Here is a 13,423-nt window from a genome sequence, read left to right as displayed (position 1 = left end):
GTAAAAAAGGCATTACTTACCCAACAGGTCTCTAAGACCATGGGGCGTCATACTACCTAGAGAGAAAACTCCATAGGTAATTAATGAATCACAACGCCCTCAATGGCATCATCACTCACCTTATACTCGATTAAAACCGAGCAATTTTTTGCAAATCTTTTTAGAAAAATTAACTTTAAAATTAACTTTTCTAAAATGACTTTAACCATAAAAATTAAGCACAGATCTAAGATCGTGCTACTTAAATTAATTTCACTAGTATACGCTTTTTTCACCTATAACTTTGTGGCAAATCGTATCATGTTCTTAAACAACGATTGATTTTTTTGACACATACCACCTATAAATTGGCGAAATACATAAGCGATTTTATCTTTTAATATATGGTGCAATATATAAAATCCTCGCTCTTTTCGACCAAAGTCTAAAGTTTACATTATAAAATTAAAAAAAAACGCACATCAAGGATGCGCGTTTTCTATTTGTGCAGAATTAACCCGCTTGATCTAATAGCATGTTACGGATGTGACCGATTGCTTTAGTAGGGTTTAGACCTTTAGGACATACTGACACACAGTTCATAATACCTTTACAACGGAACAAACTGAATGGATCGTCAAGACGAGCCAAACGGTCTGCAGTAGCAGTATCACGAGAGTCGATAATAAAACGGTATGCATTCAACAATGCTGAAGGACCCAAGAATTTATCAGGGTTCCACCAGAATGATGGGCATGAAGTTGAACAACACGCACAAAGAATACATTCATACAAACCATTTAAGTGTTCACGCTCTTCAGGAGACTGTAAACGCTCTTTAGGTGGAGCTGGTTGGTTATTGATCAAGAATGGCTGAATTTTGTCATATTGATCATAGAATTGGTTCATATCAACAACCAAATCTTTAACAACCGGCAAACCTGGTAATGGACGAATTACAATTTTCTCAGGCAGGTCGTTTAAATTCCATAAACAAGCCAAACCATTTTTACCATTAATGTTTACACCATCCGAACCACAAATACCTTCACGGCATGAACGACGGAACGTTAATGATTCATCTTGAACCTTCAAAGCAAGTAATGCATCAAGCAACATACGGTGCTTATCAGTCAATTCAAGCTTGAAAGTTTGCATATACGGCGCTTTATCCTTATCAGGATCATAGCGGTAGATTTCGAATGTACGAGTACCTCTACTCATCTTTATACTCCCGATTAGAATGTACGTGGTGCTGGTGGAATTGCATCAACAGTCAACGGTTTGAAGCGCACTGGCTTATATTCCAAACGGTTATCTGATGAATACCATAAAGTATGCTTCATCCACTCATCATCACGGCGACCGTATGAATAAGTTGGGTGATCAGCTGGCAATTCATAATCAACTACAGTATGCGCACCACGACATTCTTTACGCGCAGCAGCTGAAATTAATGTAGCTTTTGCAACTTCATATAAGTTTTCAACTTCAAGCGCTTCAACACGTGCAGTGTTAAATACTTTAGATTTATCTTTCAAGTGAATGTTGCGCACACGTGGCTCAAGAGCAAGAATCTCTTTAACACCTTTATCAAGCAAAGCTTGAGTACGGAATACACCAGCGTGGTCTTGAACGATATCACGAATCGCATCAGCAACTTCTTGTGCATTTTCACCAGAAGTTGATTCATCCAATTTACGTACGCGATCTAAAGTTTGCTCTAATACGTTTGTTGGAAGTGGTGCATATTCATCACCATGATGCTTAGTTACGTAGTCGATAATGTGCTCACCAGCAGCTTTACCAAATACAACCAAGTCAAGAAGTGAGTTAGTACCTAAACGGTTTGCACCATGTACTGATACACAAGAACATTCACCAATTGCATAGAAACCTTTTACAGGTTTAGTGTAGTTGTCTGTACCGGCTTCAGGTAAGCACACTTGACCATGCATATTTGTAGGAATACCACCCATTTGATAATGGATTGTTGGTACTACAGGAATTGGTTCTTTAGTAATGTCAACGTTCGCGAATTTTTTACCAATCTCAAATACAGATGGTAAACGCTTCATGATTGTGTCAGCGCCCAAGTGAGTCATATCTAATAAGATATAATCACCTTTTGGACCACAACCACGACCTTCTTTAATTTCTTGGTCCATAGAACGTGATACGAAGTCACGTGGAGCCAAGTCTTTTAAAGTTGGTGCATAACGTTCCATGAACGGTTCGCCGTCTTTGTTACGAAGGATTGCACCTTCACCACGACAACCTTCAGTTAACAATACGCCTGCGCCCGCAACACCCGTAGGGTGGAATTGCCAGAATTCCATATCTTGTAATGGAATGCCAGCACGAGCAGCCATACCAAGACCGTCACCAGTGTTGATATAAGCATTTGTTGATGCACGGTAAACACGACCAGCACCACCAGTAGCAAACAATGTCGCTTTTGCTTGGAATACAGCGATATTACCAGTTTCTTGGTCAATCGCTGTTACACCAAGAACATCACCTGCTTCGTTACGGATCAAATCAAGCGCGATCCATTCAACGAAGAACTGAGTACCCATTTTCACGTTGCTTTGATAAAGCGTGTGTAATAATGCGTGACCAGTACGGTCAGCAGCAGCACAAGCACGTGGAACCGGTTTATCACCATAGTTCGCAGAGTGTCCACCGAACGGACGCTGGTAAATTGTACCATCAGCGTTACGGTCAAACGGCATACCCATGTGTTCAAGCTCATACACAACTTTTGGTGCTTCACGACACATAAATTCAATTGCGTCTTGGTCACCTAACCAGTCAGAACCTTTTACCGTATCGTAAAAGTGGAAATGCCAGTTATCTTCTTGCATGTTACCTAACGACGCACCGATACCGCCCTGAGCAGCAACTGTATGTGAACGTGTTGGGAAAACTTTAGTAAGTACTGCAACTTTCAAACCTGCTTGAGCAAGTTGGTAAGATGCACGCATACCAGAACCACCACCACCAACGATAACTGCATCGAAAGTGAGGTTTTGAATATTTGAATAATCTTCTTTAGGGGTTATCGCGCCCATGATATCTTCCTATCAATTCGCCCAGAAAATCTGGATACCCCAGATTGCGTACACAAACACTGCAATAATGACAGCCGTCGTCAGTACAAGGCGTAAACCTTTCGCTGAAGGACCCATTTGACGAGTAGTGACATAGTCAGTGAAAACTTGCCACATACCAATCCATGCGTGTGCGATAAGCGATAAAATTGCCAATAAAGAAAAAATCTTCATTGGTAATGTCATCATGAAGCCAGCCCACTGTTGATAGTCAAATTCACCTTTGCAGAGAATCCAACCAAAAAGAACAACAGTATAAGCTGCTAATACAACCGCACTTACACGCTGGATAAACCAATCACGAGAACCTGAACCAGTTAAACCTGTAGCACTTTTCATTAGAACATAATCCATACAAAGGCTGCGATAATGGCTACCACAGATAAGATCAATGAAATTGTCGCTGCAATACGACCACTTTGCAGTTCTTCAGCAAAACCTAAATCTGCAAGTAAGTGCTTAACTCCAGCAATAAAGTGGAATATCAAGCCGGCTGCAAATACCCAAACAACAAAACGTACAAGGATATTTCCAAAAACGACATTTTTAACGTAGTCAAATCCTTCTGGTGAAGATAATGATTTATCTAGAATCCATAAGAGAACTGGTACTAATAAGAAAACGATGACACCTGATAAACGGTGTAAAATTGATGCAATAGCCACGGGTGAGCGTAAATTTACCGCTAACACCTGACCCATGGACAAATTGACAGGTCTGTTGCTTTTCACAGCGGGCATCCTGTAGGTAGAAACTCCGACCGGAGTTTGTTGAATTAATTCCAAGGAAAGCTGGCATTGTTAGGCAAGCACAGCTCATGCCTAACCTATAAACGACACTGAATTATAAAACGCGAAGTATCAAAATACAAACAATCCACTTTGCCATTTCAGCAAAAAACCATTAAATAAGAATCATTCAAAACAATATTACATTATTAGGTCAATAAAAAAACTATACCTACACACATCATGTCCTTGTTTAAAATAACTTTTTATTTAATTTCATTTTTTCTGAAATTTCTTTTAAATAAGCCGATTTTAGACTAAAGATAAAGTTATAAATTCCTCATATCAATAGAAAAATGATCGCAATATCCTCCTATTTTCAATGTGAGCCACATTTCAAATAAGTGAGCAAACTTATATTTCAGATAGATATTAAGCGATCTACACTAATTTTTCGAAAGTGAATTTCATTAAAAAATAGTTCTTATGATTTTAAAGTCGTCTGATGAGCTATTTTTTATACAATTAAACTTAAAAAAAGAACAATATTCTTTGTTACAACTAAATAAAAATACCATTTTTTTTGAGTGTAAATTTGAAATTACACCATGAGTTTTATGATTTTTTTAAGCAGATTGGCATTTTCTACCGCCTTATTATTCTAAATTGCAATTTATAAATTTGCTTACAATTGTACTCATCCTTCATTTTTTTTCTGCACGTTCTTGTTGAATTGACTTATTATACCATCCCGATGCAGTGATTTTACTGACTTTTTTGCTCGGGTCTTGATGACTAACTCTCTGTGGGAACGTCATTTTTTATCCATAAGTATAATTGACAAAATTTCAGTACTCACTAATCTTATAGCAAATTTTGACACCGTCTGATTCGCACATGAGAACATTAGGATTTCGAGTCAGATCAACATTCACCAGGACAGGAGATCTATTGAATGTCTGAAGCAAATGGCAAAAAAGCCGTATTACATCTTGATGGCAAAGAAATTGGATTACCAATCTACAGTGGCACTTTAGGTCCAGATGTAATTGATGTCAGCAGCATACTGAAAGAAGGTCATTTTACTTTCGATCCTGGTTTTATGGCGACAGCCGCATGCGAATCTAAAATTACTTTCATTGATGGTGACAAAGGTATTTTATTACACCGCGGCTACCCAATTGATCAGTTAGCAACTCAAGCAGACTACCTTGAAACTTGTTATTTATTATTAAATGGCGAGCTCCCAACTGCTGAACAAAAAGTTGAGTTTGATACGAAAGTACGTGCTCACACTATGGTTCACGATCAAGTTAGCCGTTTCTTCAATGGTTTCCGTCGTGATGCTCACCCAATGGCAATCATGGTTGGTGTTGTAGGTGCATTATCTGCGTTCTATCATAACAACCTAGATATTGAAGACATCAATCACCGTGAAATCACTGCAATTCGCTTAATTGCAAAAATTCCAACGCTTGCTGCTTGGAGTTACAAATACACAGTAGGTCAACCATTCATCTATCCACGTAACGATTTAAGTTATGCGGAAAACTTCTTGCACATGATGTTTGCTACTCCTGCTGACCGTGATTACAAAGTTAATCCTGTTCTTGCTCGCGCAATGGATCGTATTTTCACGCTTCATGCTGACCACGAACAAAATGCTTCTACATCTACAGTACGTCTTGCTGGCTCTACTGGTGCAAACCCGTATGCATGTATCTCTGCTGGTATCTCTGCACTTTGGGGACCTGCTCACGGTGGTGCAAACGAAGCAGTTCTTAAGATGCTTGATGAAATCGGTAGCGTTGAAAACGTTGCAGAGTTCATGGAAAAAGTTAAACGCAAAGAAGTTAAGCTTATGGGCTTCGGTCACCGCGTTTACAAAAACTTCGACCCACGCGCTAAAGTAATGAAGCAAACTTGTGACGAAGTTCTTGAAGCTTTAGGTATCAACGATCCTCAATTAGCACTTGCTATGGAACTTGAGCGTATCGCATTGAACGACCCGTACTTCGTTGAGCGTAAACTTTACCCTAACGTAGACTTCTACTCAGGTATCATCCTTAAAGCGATTGGTATCCCAACAGAAATGTTTACTGTAATCTTCGCTCTTGCTCGTACAGTTGGTTGGATCAGCCACTGGTTAGAAATGCACAGCGGTCCTTACAAAATCGGTCGTCCTCGTCAGCTTTATACTGGTGAAACTCAACGCGACATCAAACGTTAATATTCGAAAGAAAATTAATGAAAAAAAGCTGCCAAAAGGCAGCTTTTTTATTTACGTCTTTTTCTACTCTAGACTTATTCTTCTTCATACATAGTTAACAAGTGATGGCTAATTCCATCTGCTCGCAACCAAGCCAACTCATAGCTCGCTTTAGCCAAAGCTAAAACACGTCCTTCAAACTCAACCCATATTGTTTTGACTTGAGACTCCGAAATACCCAAACCACTCTCGTGTGCTAGATGTTTATTCTTTTCACATATTTTTAAGGCATGGTAAAGCTTACGACCCTGGCTCGCCCCCTCCATTAACCGAACACGCTTACTTAGGATAAAGCCCTCAACATGCTGTAAGTCCGCATGAGGCAGCATTGGCACTAAGATTTGATTCAATTGATCATCTAAACGCTTCCATACAGCCAAACGCTGCTCTGCCGTATAAGTGTTCCATTGAATCACCTCGTGGTTAAAACGGCGACAACCACGACAAACCTGATCACCAAAAACTGTTGAACAACGCCCTGCACATGGGGTGAGAGAGAGCGTTCGATGATCATTACTCAAAACAAACTCCTTAAATAAACCATATACTTTTTATGGTTTTCTCGCTTATTACTAATTTTCGCGCTAAAATATGCGCCTTAAATTTCTATCTTAATACATTTGGAGTTTTCCATGAACGCTACTGTAGAACAGCTTGCACCTGTAGAACAGCAAGCGACCGCAGGTTGGGTTGTTGCAGCACTATATCAATTTAAAGAAGTTCAAGATCCTGCCGATCTTCAACAACGTTTATTAGACTTAGTGAAAACAATTAACCTTTGTGGAACTCTGATTGTAGCAGGTGAAGGAATTAATGGTACTGTTGCTGGTGATCGCTTAGCAATTGATACACTACATCAATTTTTGCTCAATGAAGGCTTTGGCGCTATGGAATACAAAGAATCCCATAGTTCTGACAAACCTTTCCGCAAAATGAAAATTAAACTTAAAGAAGAAATTGTGACTTTAGGTGTTGAGGTTAAACCTCGTGACTTAGTCGGTCACTACCTTGATCCTAAAGAGTGGAATGATTTAATCGCACGTGATGATGTAATTTTAATCGACACACGTAATGATTACGAATATAAAGCGGGTACATTTAAGGGCGCAATTGACCCTAAAACTGAAACATTCCGTGAGTTTCCAGAATACGTCAAGAAAGAATTAGAGCAACATAAAGACAAAAAAATTGCGATGTTCTGTACTGGCGGTATTCGCTGTGAAAAATCAACTTCTTTACTTCTTCAAGAAGGATTTAAAGAGGTTTACCATCTTAAAGGCGGTATCCTTAAGTATCTAGAAGAAACCCCTGCTGATGAAAGCTTATGGGAAGGTGAATGTTTCGTATTTGACGGACGTACTGCTGTAACTCATGGTGTAGAGGAAGGCGTGAATATTAAATGTCATGCTTGCGGTTGGCCTTTAACTCCTGAAGAGTCTGCTCTACCAAGTTACGAACACGGTGTTTCTTGCGTTTATTGCATCGACAAAACCACTGAAAAGCAAAAAGCTGGTTTCCGTATGCGCCAGTCACAAATTGCTGCTGCAAAGCGTAAACGCTTGTAATAAAAACAGGAGGATCCAATGATCCTCCTCTTCCATCTAGTGAATCTATTAAAAATCAATATTATTTATACTGCTCCATAATTTTCTTAAACTCAATACTTACACAATTCATTGGCGCAACAGTTGGAGATTTCCCAACAACTCCTCTTAACTTCCCATCATTAGAAAAGTCTAATCCAATCTGACTATAGGTATTAATATCTGTATAAGGTCCGGTATTAATCATAATATCTACAATCTCTAACTCACCCTCATCAAAAGTAAAGCTCATGCCATCTTCTAATTCTTGATCCAATAATGCTGATACTGTTTGATCCCCTTTGGTTAAACTCACTTTATTACCTTGTTTTACCAAAACACACTTTTCATCTGAGTCGGCAGCCACCAAATTACTTTCAATAAAATTATTAATAACCTTATCTGAACATTTATTGTATTGCTGCATATTTTCTAATGCAGGCAGTATTTGACAGACATTCGTATTAAAATTAAAAATCATTGGTATTGAGTTATTCAAAATATCAACTTTCTTAGGTAATTGAGATAAATTTCCATCTTTAATTAACATTAACAGTGCATCATAGTCTTTGATGTTTTCATTATTCTTAATAGCTTCCAACAACTCTTGAATAGCTTGATGAATAGGGCTATTTACTTTCATCTCAGTATTAAATAGATCCGCATCATTATTAATACCATACCCCTTTTTAATAAGTTCAGCTACCAAAGCAGAATTTGCAGAATTTAACTTTTCTGTAGTCATGGTTCCAGATTGATACCATATTGCAGGAACTTGGTTACTGGCATAAGCAACGACCATATCCGTAAGCGGATTAATATTTACATTACCCTCACGCTCAACATAACTATAGTAGCTTTGTCCATTAGCTTTTACCTGTAAACGACAAGGAAACTTACTATTATCTACTTCACCTTGCCATTTACCTTGGGCATTAACATTTACAGTATTTTTAAAACCGATTCCATCTTTACAAATTGCTGTTACATTTGCACCATTCAAAGCAGAAGTTGAAAATGCTGTACCAGAGATTAATTTATAAGTCACTTCATTTTGATTAGATTGTGAAATTTTCGCTTCACTAACACTGTTACTATTTTCACCACCACAAGCTATAAGTAATATTACTAAGAGCAAGCCACTAATTTTACAAATTATATTCATATTAAATCGCATTGTTATAGCACTAAAGATTTTTATATCGATCATGGACTAACACATGATGATAGGTAAATTAAACTCTATTAAAAGTATAATTTTAAAATAACAATAAATATTATATATAAATAAAATTAATGCAAAAATATTATTATACTCAATTACCTATTAAAAAATTCAGGCAATAAAAAACGCCCTAGAAAGGACGTTATTTATTATTTCTTCTAATAAATTAATTTGGCGTATGATACATCAAGTATAATTCATTCAAATTATCTGGGATTTCTTCTGCCAGCTCATCCATTAACTGTCCATTACGACGGAAAGATTCCATCTGTGGATCTTCTTCATCAATTCCACTAAATACCATCATTGGTAAAGTTAAATCAATTAATTGTTCTTCATATTCAGGTGCAAACCATGCATCTTCATTTAAGAACATCGCATCAACAAATCCAACACTCCAGTCGCCTAAGCTAGACTCAACATCAGCTTCTTCAATTTCAAACGGAAATTCAATTCCATTTTCATTTGCTAAGTCTTGTCGAATTGATTCTAACCACGCTTTGATCTGCTGAATAATTTCGGCAGGAACTTTCTTATGGTTATTATCGAATAATTCATCTAACCAACGATCAAACTGAGGGCCTACTGCAATTGCACACAGAAAACCATGAGTTGCAGCGAAATCCAGACCATACTCATTGTGGTCTCCATCTAGATATTCACTTAATTGGTCTAAATCTAACGCACTCATTGTGTTACCTGACTATAAAAAAGAAATCTACGATAGCATAGCATCTAAGCTGACGATGCCCTATTCAGATTTGATTAGTCTTCATCATCAAGATCATCATCGTCTAAATCGTAATCAAAATCTTTTAACTCACGCTCTAAACGGCGTTGAGCCAATAGATCATCAATTAATCTACGTTTTTCTAATGATTCTTTCGCAGTGATTTTGCCTGATGACTCATCAAAACCGACATCATCATCATCACCGTAGTTATCATCTAATTCAAAATCTGTAGAAGACACTAAAACTACCTCTAATGAAAAAATGTGAATGGGTCTAGCCGCTATTTATCTTGGTTATTAAATCGTGTCAAGTTTTATTTATATTTTTTTCATTAAACTGCATATTTGTACTTTTTTTCGCCCAAAAAATTGTGTATTTATAAAGCTGAACTATTTTTTTGATCAAAAAAAAATTCTATGATTTTTTCGATGATTTAAGCTTGAAAAAAATGATTTTATCCCAATATTCAAAAAACAGACGTGAATTCAAAGATATTTTTTATTTAACGGTTACTGATCAAAGCCAAAACATTTCAAGCAAATTGTGCTATCATGCACGGTTTTTCACTGCCACAGATTCAACAAAGAGTAAGCAAAGATGAGCGATATGCATTCCCCTACTTCTCAAGTAGCGGCTCTGATTAGCCGAGGCAAAGAACAAGGTTACTTAACTTACGCTGAGGTTAACGATCATCTGCCGGACTCGATTACTGAAAGCGAACAGATTGAAGACATTATTCAAATGCTTCAAGACGTTGGTATTCCTGTACACGAGCGTGCACCTGAATCTGACGATACCATGTTCGGTGAGTCGGCTGACGCAACTGATGAGGTTGCTGAAGAAGAAGCTGCTGCCGTACTTGCATCGGTTGAAAATGAGCCTGGACGTACGACAGACCCTGTACGTATGTACATGCGTGAAATGGGTACAGTTGAACTATTAACCCGTGAAGGTGAAATCAGCATTGCCAAACGTATTGAAGAAGGTATCCGTGATGTCCTTAATTCAATTGCTTACTGGCCAAATGCTGTTGAAGTTGTATTAAAAGAATATAATGATTTTTTAACTGGCGAACGCCGTCTTGCAGATATTTTATCAGGCTACCTCGATCCTGAAACCGATGAAGATATTCCAGAAGTTTTAGAAGAAGTTGAAGAACTTGAAGAAGAAGACGAATCATCTTCAAAATCAACGAAAGAAGTTAAACTTGATGATGACGATGAAGAAGAAGAGTCTGAAGGTGATGATGACTCTGAAGGCGATTCAGGTCCAGACCCTGAGGTTGCAAAAGTTCGTTTTACTGAACTAGAAGCTGCTTGGGCTAAAACAAAAGCTGTTGTTGAAAAACATGGTCGTAACAGTCCAGAGGCTGAAGAAGCTTTAGAAGCTTTAGCTACTGTGTTCATGATGTTTAAATTTACACCACGTTTATTTGACATCATCTCTGAAATGATTCGTGGTACCCATGAGCAAATTCGTGCCAATGAACGTGAAATCATGCGTTATGCAGTACGTCGTGGCCGTATGGACCGTACTCAATTCCGTACATCTTTCCCTAAACAAGAATCTAATCCAGCTTGGTTAGATGAACAAATTGCTAAAGCACCTGCTGAAATCAAGGCGCATTTAGAAAAAGTTCGTCCAGATGTTTTAGCATTCCAACAAAAGATTGCAGATATTGAGAAAGAGCTGAGTTTAAGCGTTGCTGAAATTAAAGATATCTCGAAACGTATGGCGATTGGCGAAGCGAAAGCACGTCGCGCTAAGAAAGAAATGGTGGAAGCCAACCTCCGTTTGGTAATTTCAATTGCGAAAAAATATACCAACCGTGGTTTACAGTTCCTTGACTTGATTCAAGAAGGGAACATTGGTTTGATGAAAGCCGTAGACAAGTTTGAATACCGTCGTGGTTATAAATTCTCGACTTATGCAACTTGGTGGATTCGTCAGGCGATTACTCGTTCGATTGCCGATCAGGCTCGTACAATCCGTATTCCAGTACACATGATTGAAACGATTAACAAGATCAACCGTGTATCTCGTCAATTGTTACAAGAAATGGGCCGTGAACCGACACCTGAAGAATTAGGTGAACGTTTAGAAATGGATGAAGTTAAAGTTCGTAAAGTACTTAAAATTGCTAAAGAACCGATTTCGATGGAAACACCTATTGGTGATGATGAAGATTCACATCTTGGGGATTTCATTGAAGATCAAAACATCACTTCTCCAATTGATGCTGCGACTTCAGAAGGCTTAAAAGAAGCAACTCGTGAAGTATTGGAAAACTTAACTGAACGTGAAGCAAAAGTATTGAAGATGCGTTTTGGTATTGATATGCCAACCGATCACACACTTGAAGAAGTTGGTAAACAATTTGATGTAACGCGTGAACGTATCCGTCAGATTGAAGCAAAAGCATTACGTAAATTACGCCACCCTTCTCGTTCTGAACACTTACGTTCTTTCTTGGAAAATGACTAAGTTTTGAAAGCTTGAAATTTCAAAACCAAGCCCCATTTAATAGAAAGAGCTATAAACGCCTGCGATAATGCAGGCGTTTCAAATCATGAGGTAACTTATGTTAGACCGCACTCCATCTCGCGAACTACAAGAACATCTTTGGGTATTTCCGATGGATTATCCAATTAAACTTATTGGCGATGCGGGTGAAGAATTACGTGTTGCTGTAGTCGATATTTTGGTAAAACATTTTCCAGACTTCGACCACTCAACATTAAAAGTTCAAGAATCTCGCACCGGCAAGTATCATTCTTTAACAGCACAATTGCGCTTTGAAGAATTGGAACAAGTTCATGCACTTTATGCTGACTTGGCTGCTTGTCCGCAGATTAGAACTGCGCTTTAATTTTAAGTTCTTCAATCAATACCACAGTCAGGCATTCTTACTGTGGTATTTTTTTGGAAATTTTAAAAACCTCCCTACCACGAAAAACCTTACAAATATTTAGAATTCCTTTTATAAAATCCTTTAAAATTACAAGGTTTTCGGCTTTTATCTAGTAGATATTAACTGGGCGCCGCATAAACTAATTATAGGAAGAGATTGTGATGAGCCTTGATAAACCTAACTTAATCATTCGGCAATGGAACGATTTACAAGATTATCAAAGCAAGTTTGAAACCATGAAACTCTTAACAAATGAGCGAGATCAAGATACGCCCGATGAGTTATGGTTACTTCAACATCATAATGTTTTAACTCAAGGTCAAGCTGGTAAACCTGAACACATCCTAATTTCATCAGATATTCCTGTAGTGCAAACTGACCGTGGTGGACAAGTGACTTGGCATGGACCTGGTCAACTTGTGGCTTACTTCATGTTTGATCTTAATCGTCTAAAATGGAACGTGCGTACATTGGTCAGTTTTGCTGAACAATTCATGATAGATGTTTTAAAAAAATACGGAATTGAAGCGTATGCTAAGCCTGATGCACCAGGAGTATATGTAGATGGCCGTAAGATCGGTTCCCTAGGTTTTAAAATTCGTCGTGGTCGTAGCTACCATGGGTTAGCGCTAAATCTGGACTGTGCCCTAGATGGGTTCCAGACGATCAATCCTTGTGGCTACGCTGGTTTAGAAATGGTGCGTATACAAGATTTGGTGACTCCTTATCCATCATTCACTCAACTTTGCCAAGACTTTATTGAGTATATTAAGAACACTGGATACTTTAATGACCCAGAAGTCAAAACTGAATAAATCGCTTTGCGATGAAATAAAAATGGATTAGAGTAATTACTCTAAATTTGCTTTTGCATAATTTTAA

General features: G+C 38.0%; 15 protein-coding genes. 6 read left to right on the top strand and 9 right to left on the bottom strand.

Annotated elements, in window-relative coordinates:
- Nucleotides 1-80: 80 nt before the first annotated feature.
- The 5 genes from AC52J8_RS04150 to sdhC form a co-directional block, all read right to left on the bottom strand.
- Complete coding sequence (locus AC52J8_RS04150) at nt 81-209, bottom strand: hypothetical protein (protein ID WP_002116082.1); 129 nt, start codon at nt 207-209, stop codon at nt 81-83.
- Nucleotides 210-492: 283 nt separating this feature from the next.
- Nucleotides 493-1,203, bottom strand: coding sequence for a succinate dehydrogenase iron-sulfur subunit (locus AC52J8_RS04145; protein ID WP_002116292.1), 711 nt, complete (start codon nt 1,201-1,203; stop codon nt 493-495).
- Nucleotides 1,204-1,217: 14 nt separating this feature from the next.
- On the bottom strand, nt 1,218-3,053 hold the full coding sequence (sdhA, locus tag AC52J8_RS04140; protein WP_002116225.1) for a succinate dehydrogenase flavoprotein subunit: 1,836 nt from the start codon (nt 3,051-3,053) through the stop codon (nt 1,218-1,220).
- Between the two features lie 12 nt (nt 3,054-3,065).
- The gene (sdhD, locus tag AC52J8_RS04135; protein ID WP_086399702.1) at nt 3,066-3,431 is read right to left on the bottom strand and encodes a succinate dehydrogenase, hydrophobic membrane anchor protein; all 366 of its coding nucleotides are present in this window, start codon (nt 3,429-3,431) and stop codon (nt 3,066-3,068) included.
- On the bottom strand, nt 3,431-3,832 hold the full coding sequence (sdhC, locus tag AC52J8_RS04130; protein ID WP_075384165.1) for a succinate dehydrogenase, cytochrome b556 subunit: 402 nt from the start codon (nt 3,830-3,832) through the stop codon (nt 3,431-3,433). The genes sdhD and sdhC overlap by 1 nt, the downstream gene beginning before the upstream one ends.
- Before the next feature lie 474 nt (nt 3,833-4,306).
- Here sdhC and AC52J8_RS04125 point away from each other — a divergent pair, with 474 nt between their 5' ends.
- Together AC52J8_RS04125 and gltA are read left to right on the top strand one after the other, a co-directional pair.
- Complete coding sequence (locus tag AC52J8_RS04125) at nt 4,307-4,432, top strand: hypothetical protein (RefSeq protein WP_086399701.1); 126 nt, start codon at nt 4,307-4,309, stop codon at nt 4,430-4,432.
- A gap of 343 nt (nt 4,433-4,775) precedes the next feature.
- Nucleotides 4,776-6,050: a citrate synthase gene (gene gltA, locus AC52J8_RS04120; RefSeq protein ID WP_002116327.1), complete on the top strand. Its 1,275-nt coding sequence runs from the start codon at nt 4,776-4,778 to the stop codon at nt 6,048-6,050.
- 74 nt (nt 6,051-6,124) lie between these two features.
- Here gltA and AC52J8_RS04115 read toward each other — a convergent pair whose 3' ends face one another.
- On the bottom strand, nt 6,125-6,610 hold the full coding sequence (locus AC52J8_RS04115) for a DUF1289 domain-containing protein (RefSeq protein ID WP_086399700.1): 486 nt from the start codon (nt 6,608-6,610) through the stop codon (nt 6,125-6,127).
- Between the two features lie 111 nt (nt 6,611-6,721).
- Here AC52J8_RS04115 and trhO point away from each other — a divergent pair, with 111 nt between their 5' ends.
- Complete coding sequence (gene trhO, locus AC52J8_RS04110) at nt 6,722-7,654, top strand: oxygen-dependent tRNA uridine(34) hydroxylase TrhO (RefSeq protein ID WP_002116523.1); 933 nt, start codon at nt 6,722-6,724, stop codon at nt 7,652-7,654.
- Nucleotides 7,655-7,715: 61 nt separating this feature from the next.
- Here trhO and AC52J8_RS04105 read toward each other — a convergent pair whose 3' ends face one another.
- The 3 genes from AC52J8_RS04105 to AC52J8_RS04095 all read right to left on the bottom strand — a co-directional run bounded on the left by AC52J8_RS04105 (nt 7,716) and on the right by AC52J8_RS04095 (nt 9,869).
- Nucleotides 7,716-8,837 (bottom strand): hypothetical protein, encoded by a 1,122-nt coding sequence (locus tag AC52J8_RS04105; protein WP_086399699.1) that lies wholly within the window; start codon nt 8,835-8,837, stop codon nt 7,716-7,718.
- Between the two features lie 226 nt (nt 8,838-9,063).
- Nucleotides 9,064-9,588: a YecA/YgfB family protein gene (locus AC52J8_RS04100; protein WP_002116105.1), complete on the bottom strand. Its 525-nt coding sequence runs from the start codon at nt 9,586-9,588 to the stop codon at nt 9,064-9,066.
- 74 nt (nt 9,589-9,662) lie between these two features.
- Nucleotides 9,663-9,869: a PA3496 family putative envelope integrity protein gene (locus AC52J8_RS04095; protein WP_002116495.1), complete on the bottom strand. Its 207-nt coding sequence runs from the start codon at nt 9,867-9,869 to the stop codon at nt 9,663-9,665.
- Nucleotides 9,870-10,227: 358 nt separating this feature from the next.
- On the opposite strand from AC52J8_RS04095, the gene rpoD reads away from it, so the two are divergent.
- From rpoD to lipB, 3 genes are all read left to right on the top strand, one after another.
- Nucleotides 10,228-12,114 carry an RNA polymerase sigma factor RpoD gene (rpoD, locus tag AC52J8_RS04090; RefSeq protein ID WP_002116414.1) on the top strand — a complete coding sequence of 629 codons (1,887 nt, stop codon included), beginning with the start codon at nt 10,228-10,230 and terminating at the stop codon, nt 12,112-12,114.
- A 97-nt stretch (nt 12,115-12,211) separates the two neighbouring features.
- Complete coding sequence (locus AC52J8_RS04085) at nt 12,212-12,499, top strand: YbeD family protein (RefSeq protein WP_002116017.1); 288 nt, start codon at nt 12,212-12,214, stop codon at nt 12,497-12,499.
- Nucleotides 12,500-12,702: 203 nt separating this feature from the next.
- Complete coding sequence (gene lipB / locus AC52J8_RS04080) at nt 12,703-13,356, top strand: lipoyl(octanoyl) transferase LipB (RefSeq protein WP_005064548.1); 654 nt, start codon at nt 12,703-12,705, stop codon at nt 13,354-13,356.
- Nucleotides 13,357-13,423: the final 67 nt, after the last annotated feature.

Source organism: Acinetobacter sp. S-1 (assembly GCF_059579785.1).
The sequence above is the reverse complement of the archived record's forward strand: the minus strand, read 5'-3'. Positions and strand labels throughout refer to the sequence as shown.

What these genes read in the sequence shown, in the direction of transcription:
- AC52J8_RS04150 (WP_002116082.1), bottom strand. Translation starts at nt 209, where the DNA reads ATGGTTAAAGTCATTTTAGAAAAGTTAATTTTAAAGTTAATTTTTCTA.
- AC52J8_RS04145 (WP_002116292.1), bottom strand. Translation starts at nt 1,203, where the DNA reads ATGAGTAGAGGTACTCGTACATTCGAAATCTACCGCTATGATCCTGAT.
- sdhA (WP_002116225.1), bottom strand. Translation starts at nt 3,053, where the DNA reads ATGGGCGCGATAACCCCTAAAGAAGATTATTCAAATATTCAAAACCTC.
- sdhD (WP_086399702.1), bottom strand. Translation starts at nt 3,431, where the DNA reads ATGAAAAGTGCTACAGGTTTAACTGGTTCAGGTTCTCGTGATTGGTTT.
- sdhC (WP_075384165.1), bottom strand. Translation starts at nt 3,832, where the DNA reads ATGCCCGCTGTGAAAAGCAACAGACCTGTCAATTTGTCCATGGGTCAG.
- AC52J8_RS04125 (WP_086399701.1), top strand. Translation starts at nt 4,307, where the DNA reads ATGATTTTAAAGTCGTCTGATGAGCTATTTTTTATACAATTAAACTTA.
- gltA (WP_002116327.1), top strand. Translation starts at nt 4,776, where the DNA reads ATGTCTGAAGCAAATGGCAAAAAAGCCGTATTACATCTTGATGGCAAA.
- trhO (WP_002116523.1), top strand. Translation starts at nt 6,722, where the DNA reads ATGAACGCTACTGTAGAACAGCTTGCACCTGTAGAACAGCAAGCGACC.
- AC52J8_RS04105 (WP_086399699.1), bottom strand. Translation starts at nt 8,837, where the DNA reads ATGAATATAATTTGTAAAATTAGTGGCTTGCTCTTAGTAATATTACTT.
- AC52J8_RS04100 (WP_002116105.1), bottom strand. Translation starts at nt 9,588, where the DNA reads ATGAGTGCGTTAGATTTAGACCAATTAAGTGAATATCTAGATGGAGAC.
- rpoD (WP_002116414.1), top strand. Translation starts at nt 10,228, where the DNA reads ATGAGCGATATGCATTCCCCTACTTCTCAAGTAGCGGCTCTGATTAGC.
- AC52J8_RS04085 (WP_002116017.1), top strand. Translation starts at nt 12,212, where the DNA reads ATGTTAGACCGCACTCCATCTCGCGAACTACAAGAACATCTTTGGGTA.
- lipB (WP_005064548.1), top strand. Translation starts at nt 12,703, where the DNA reads ATGAGCCTTGATAAACCTAACTTAATCATTCGGCAATGGAACGATTTA.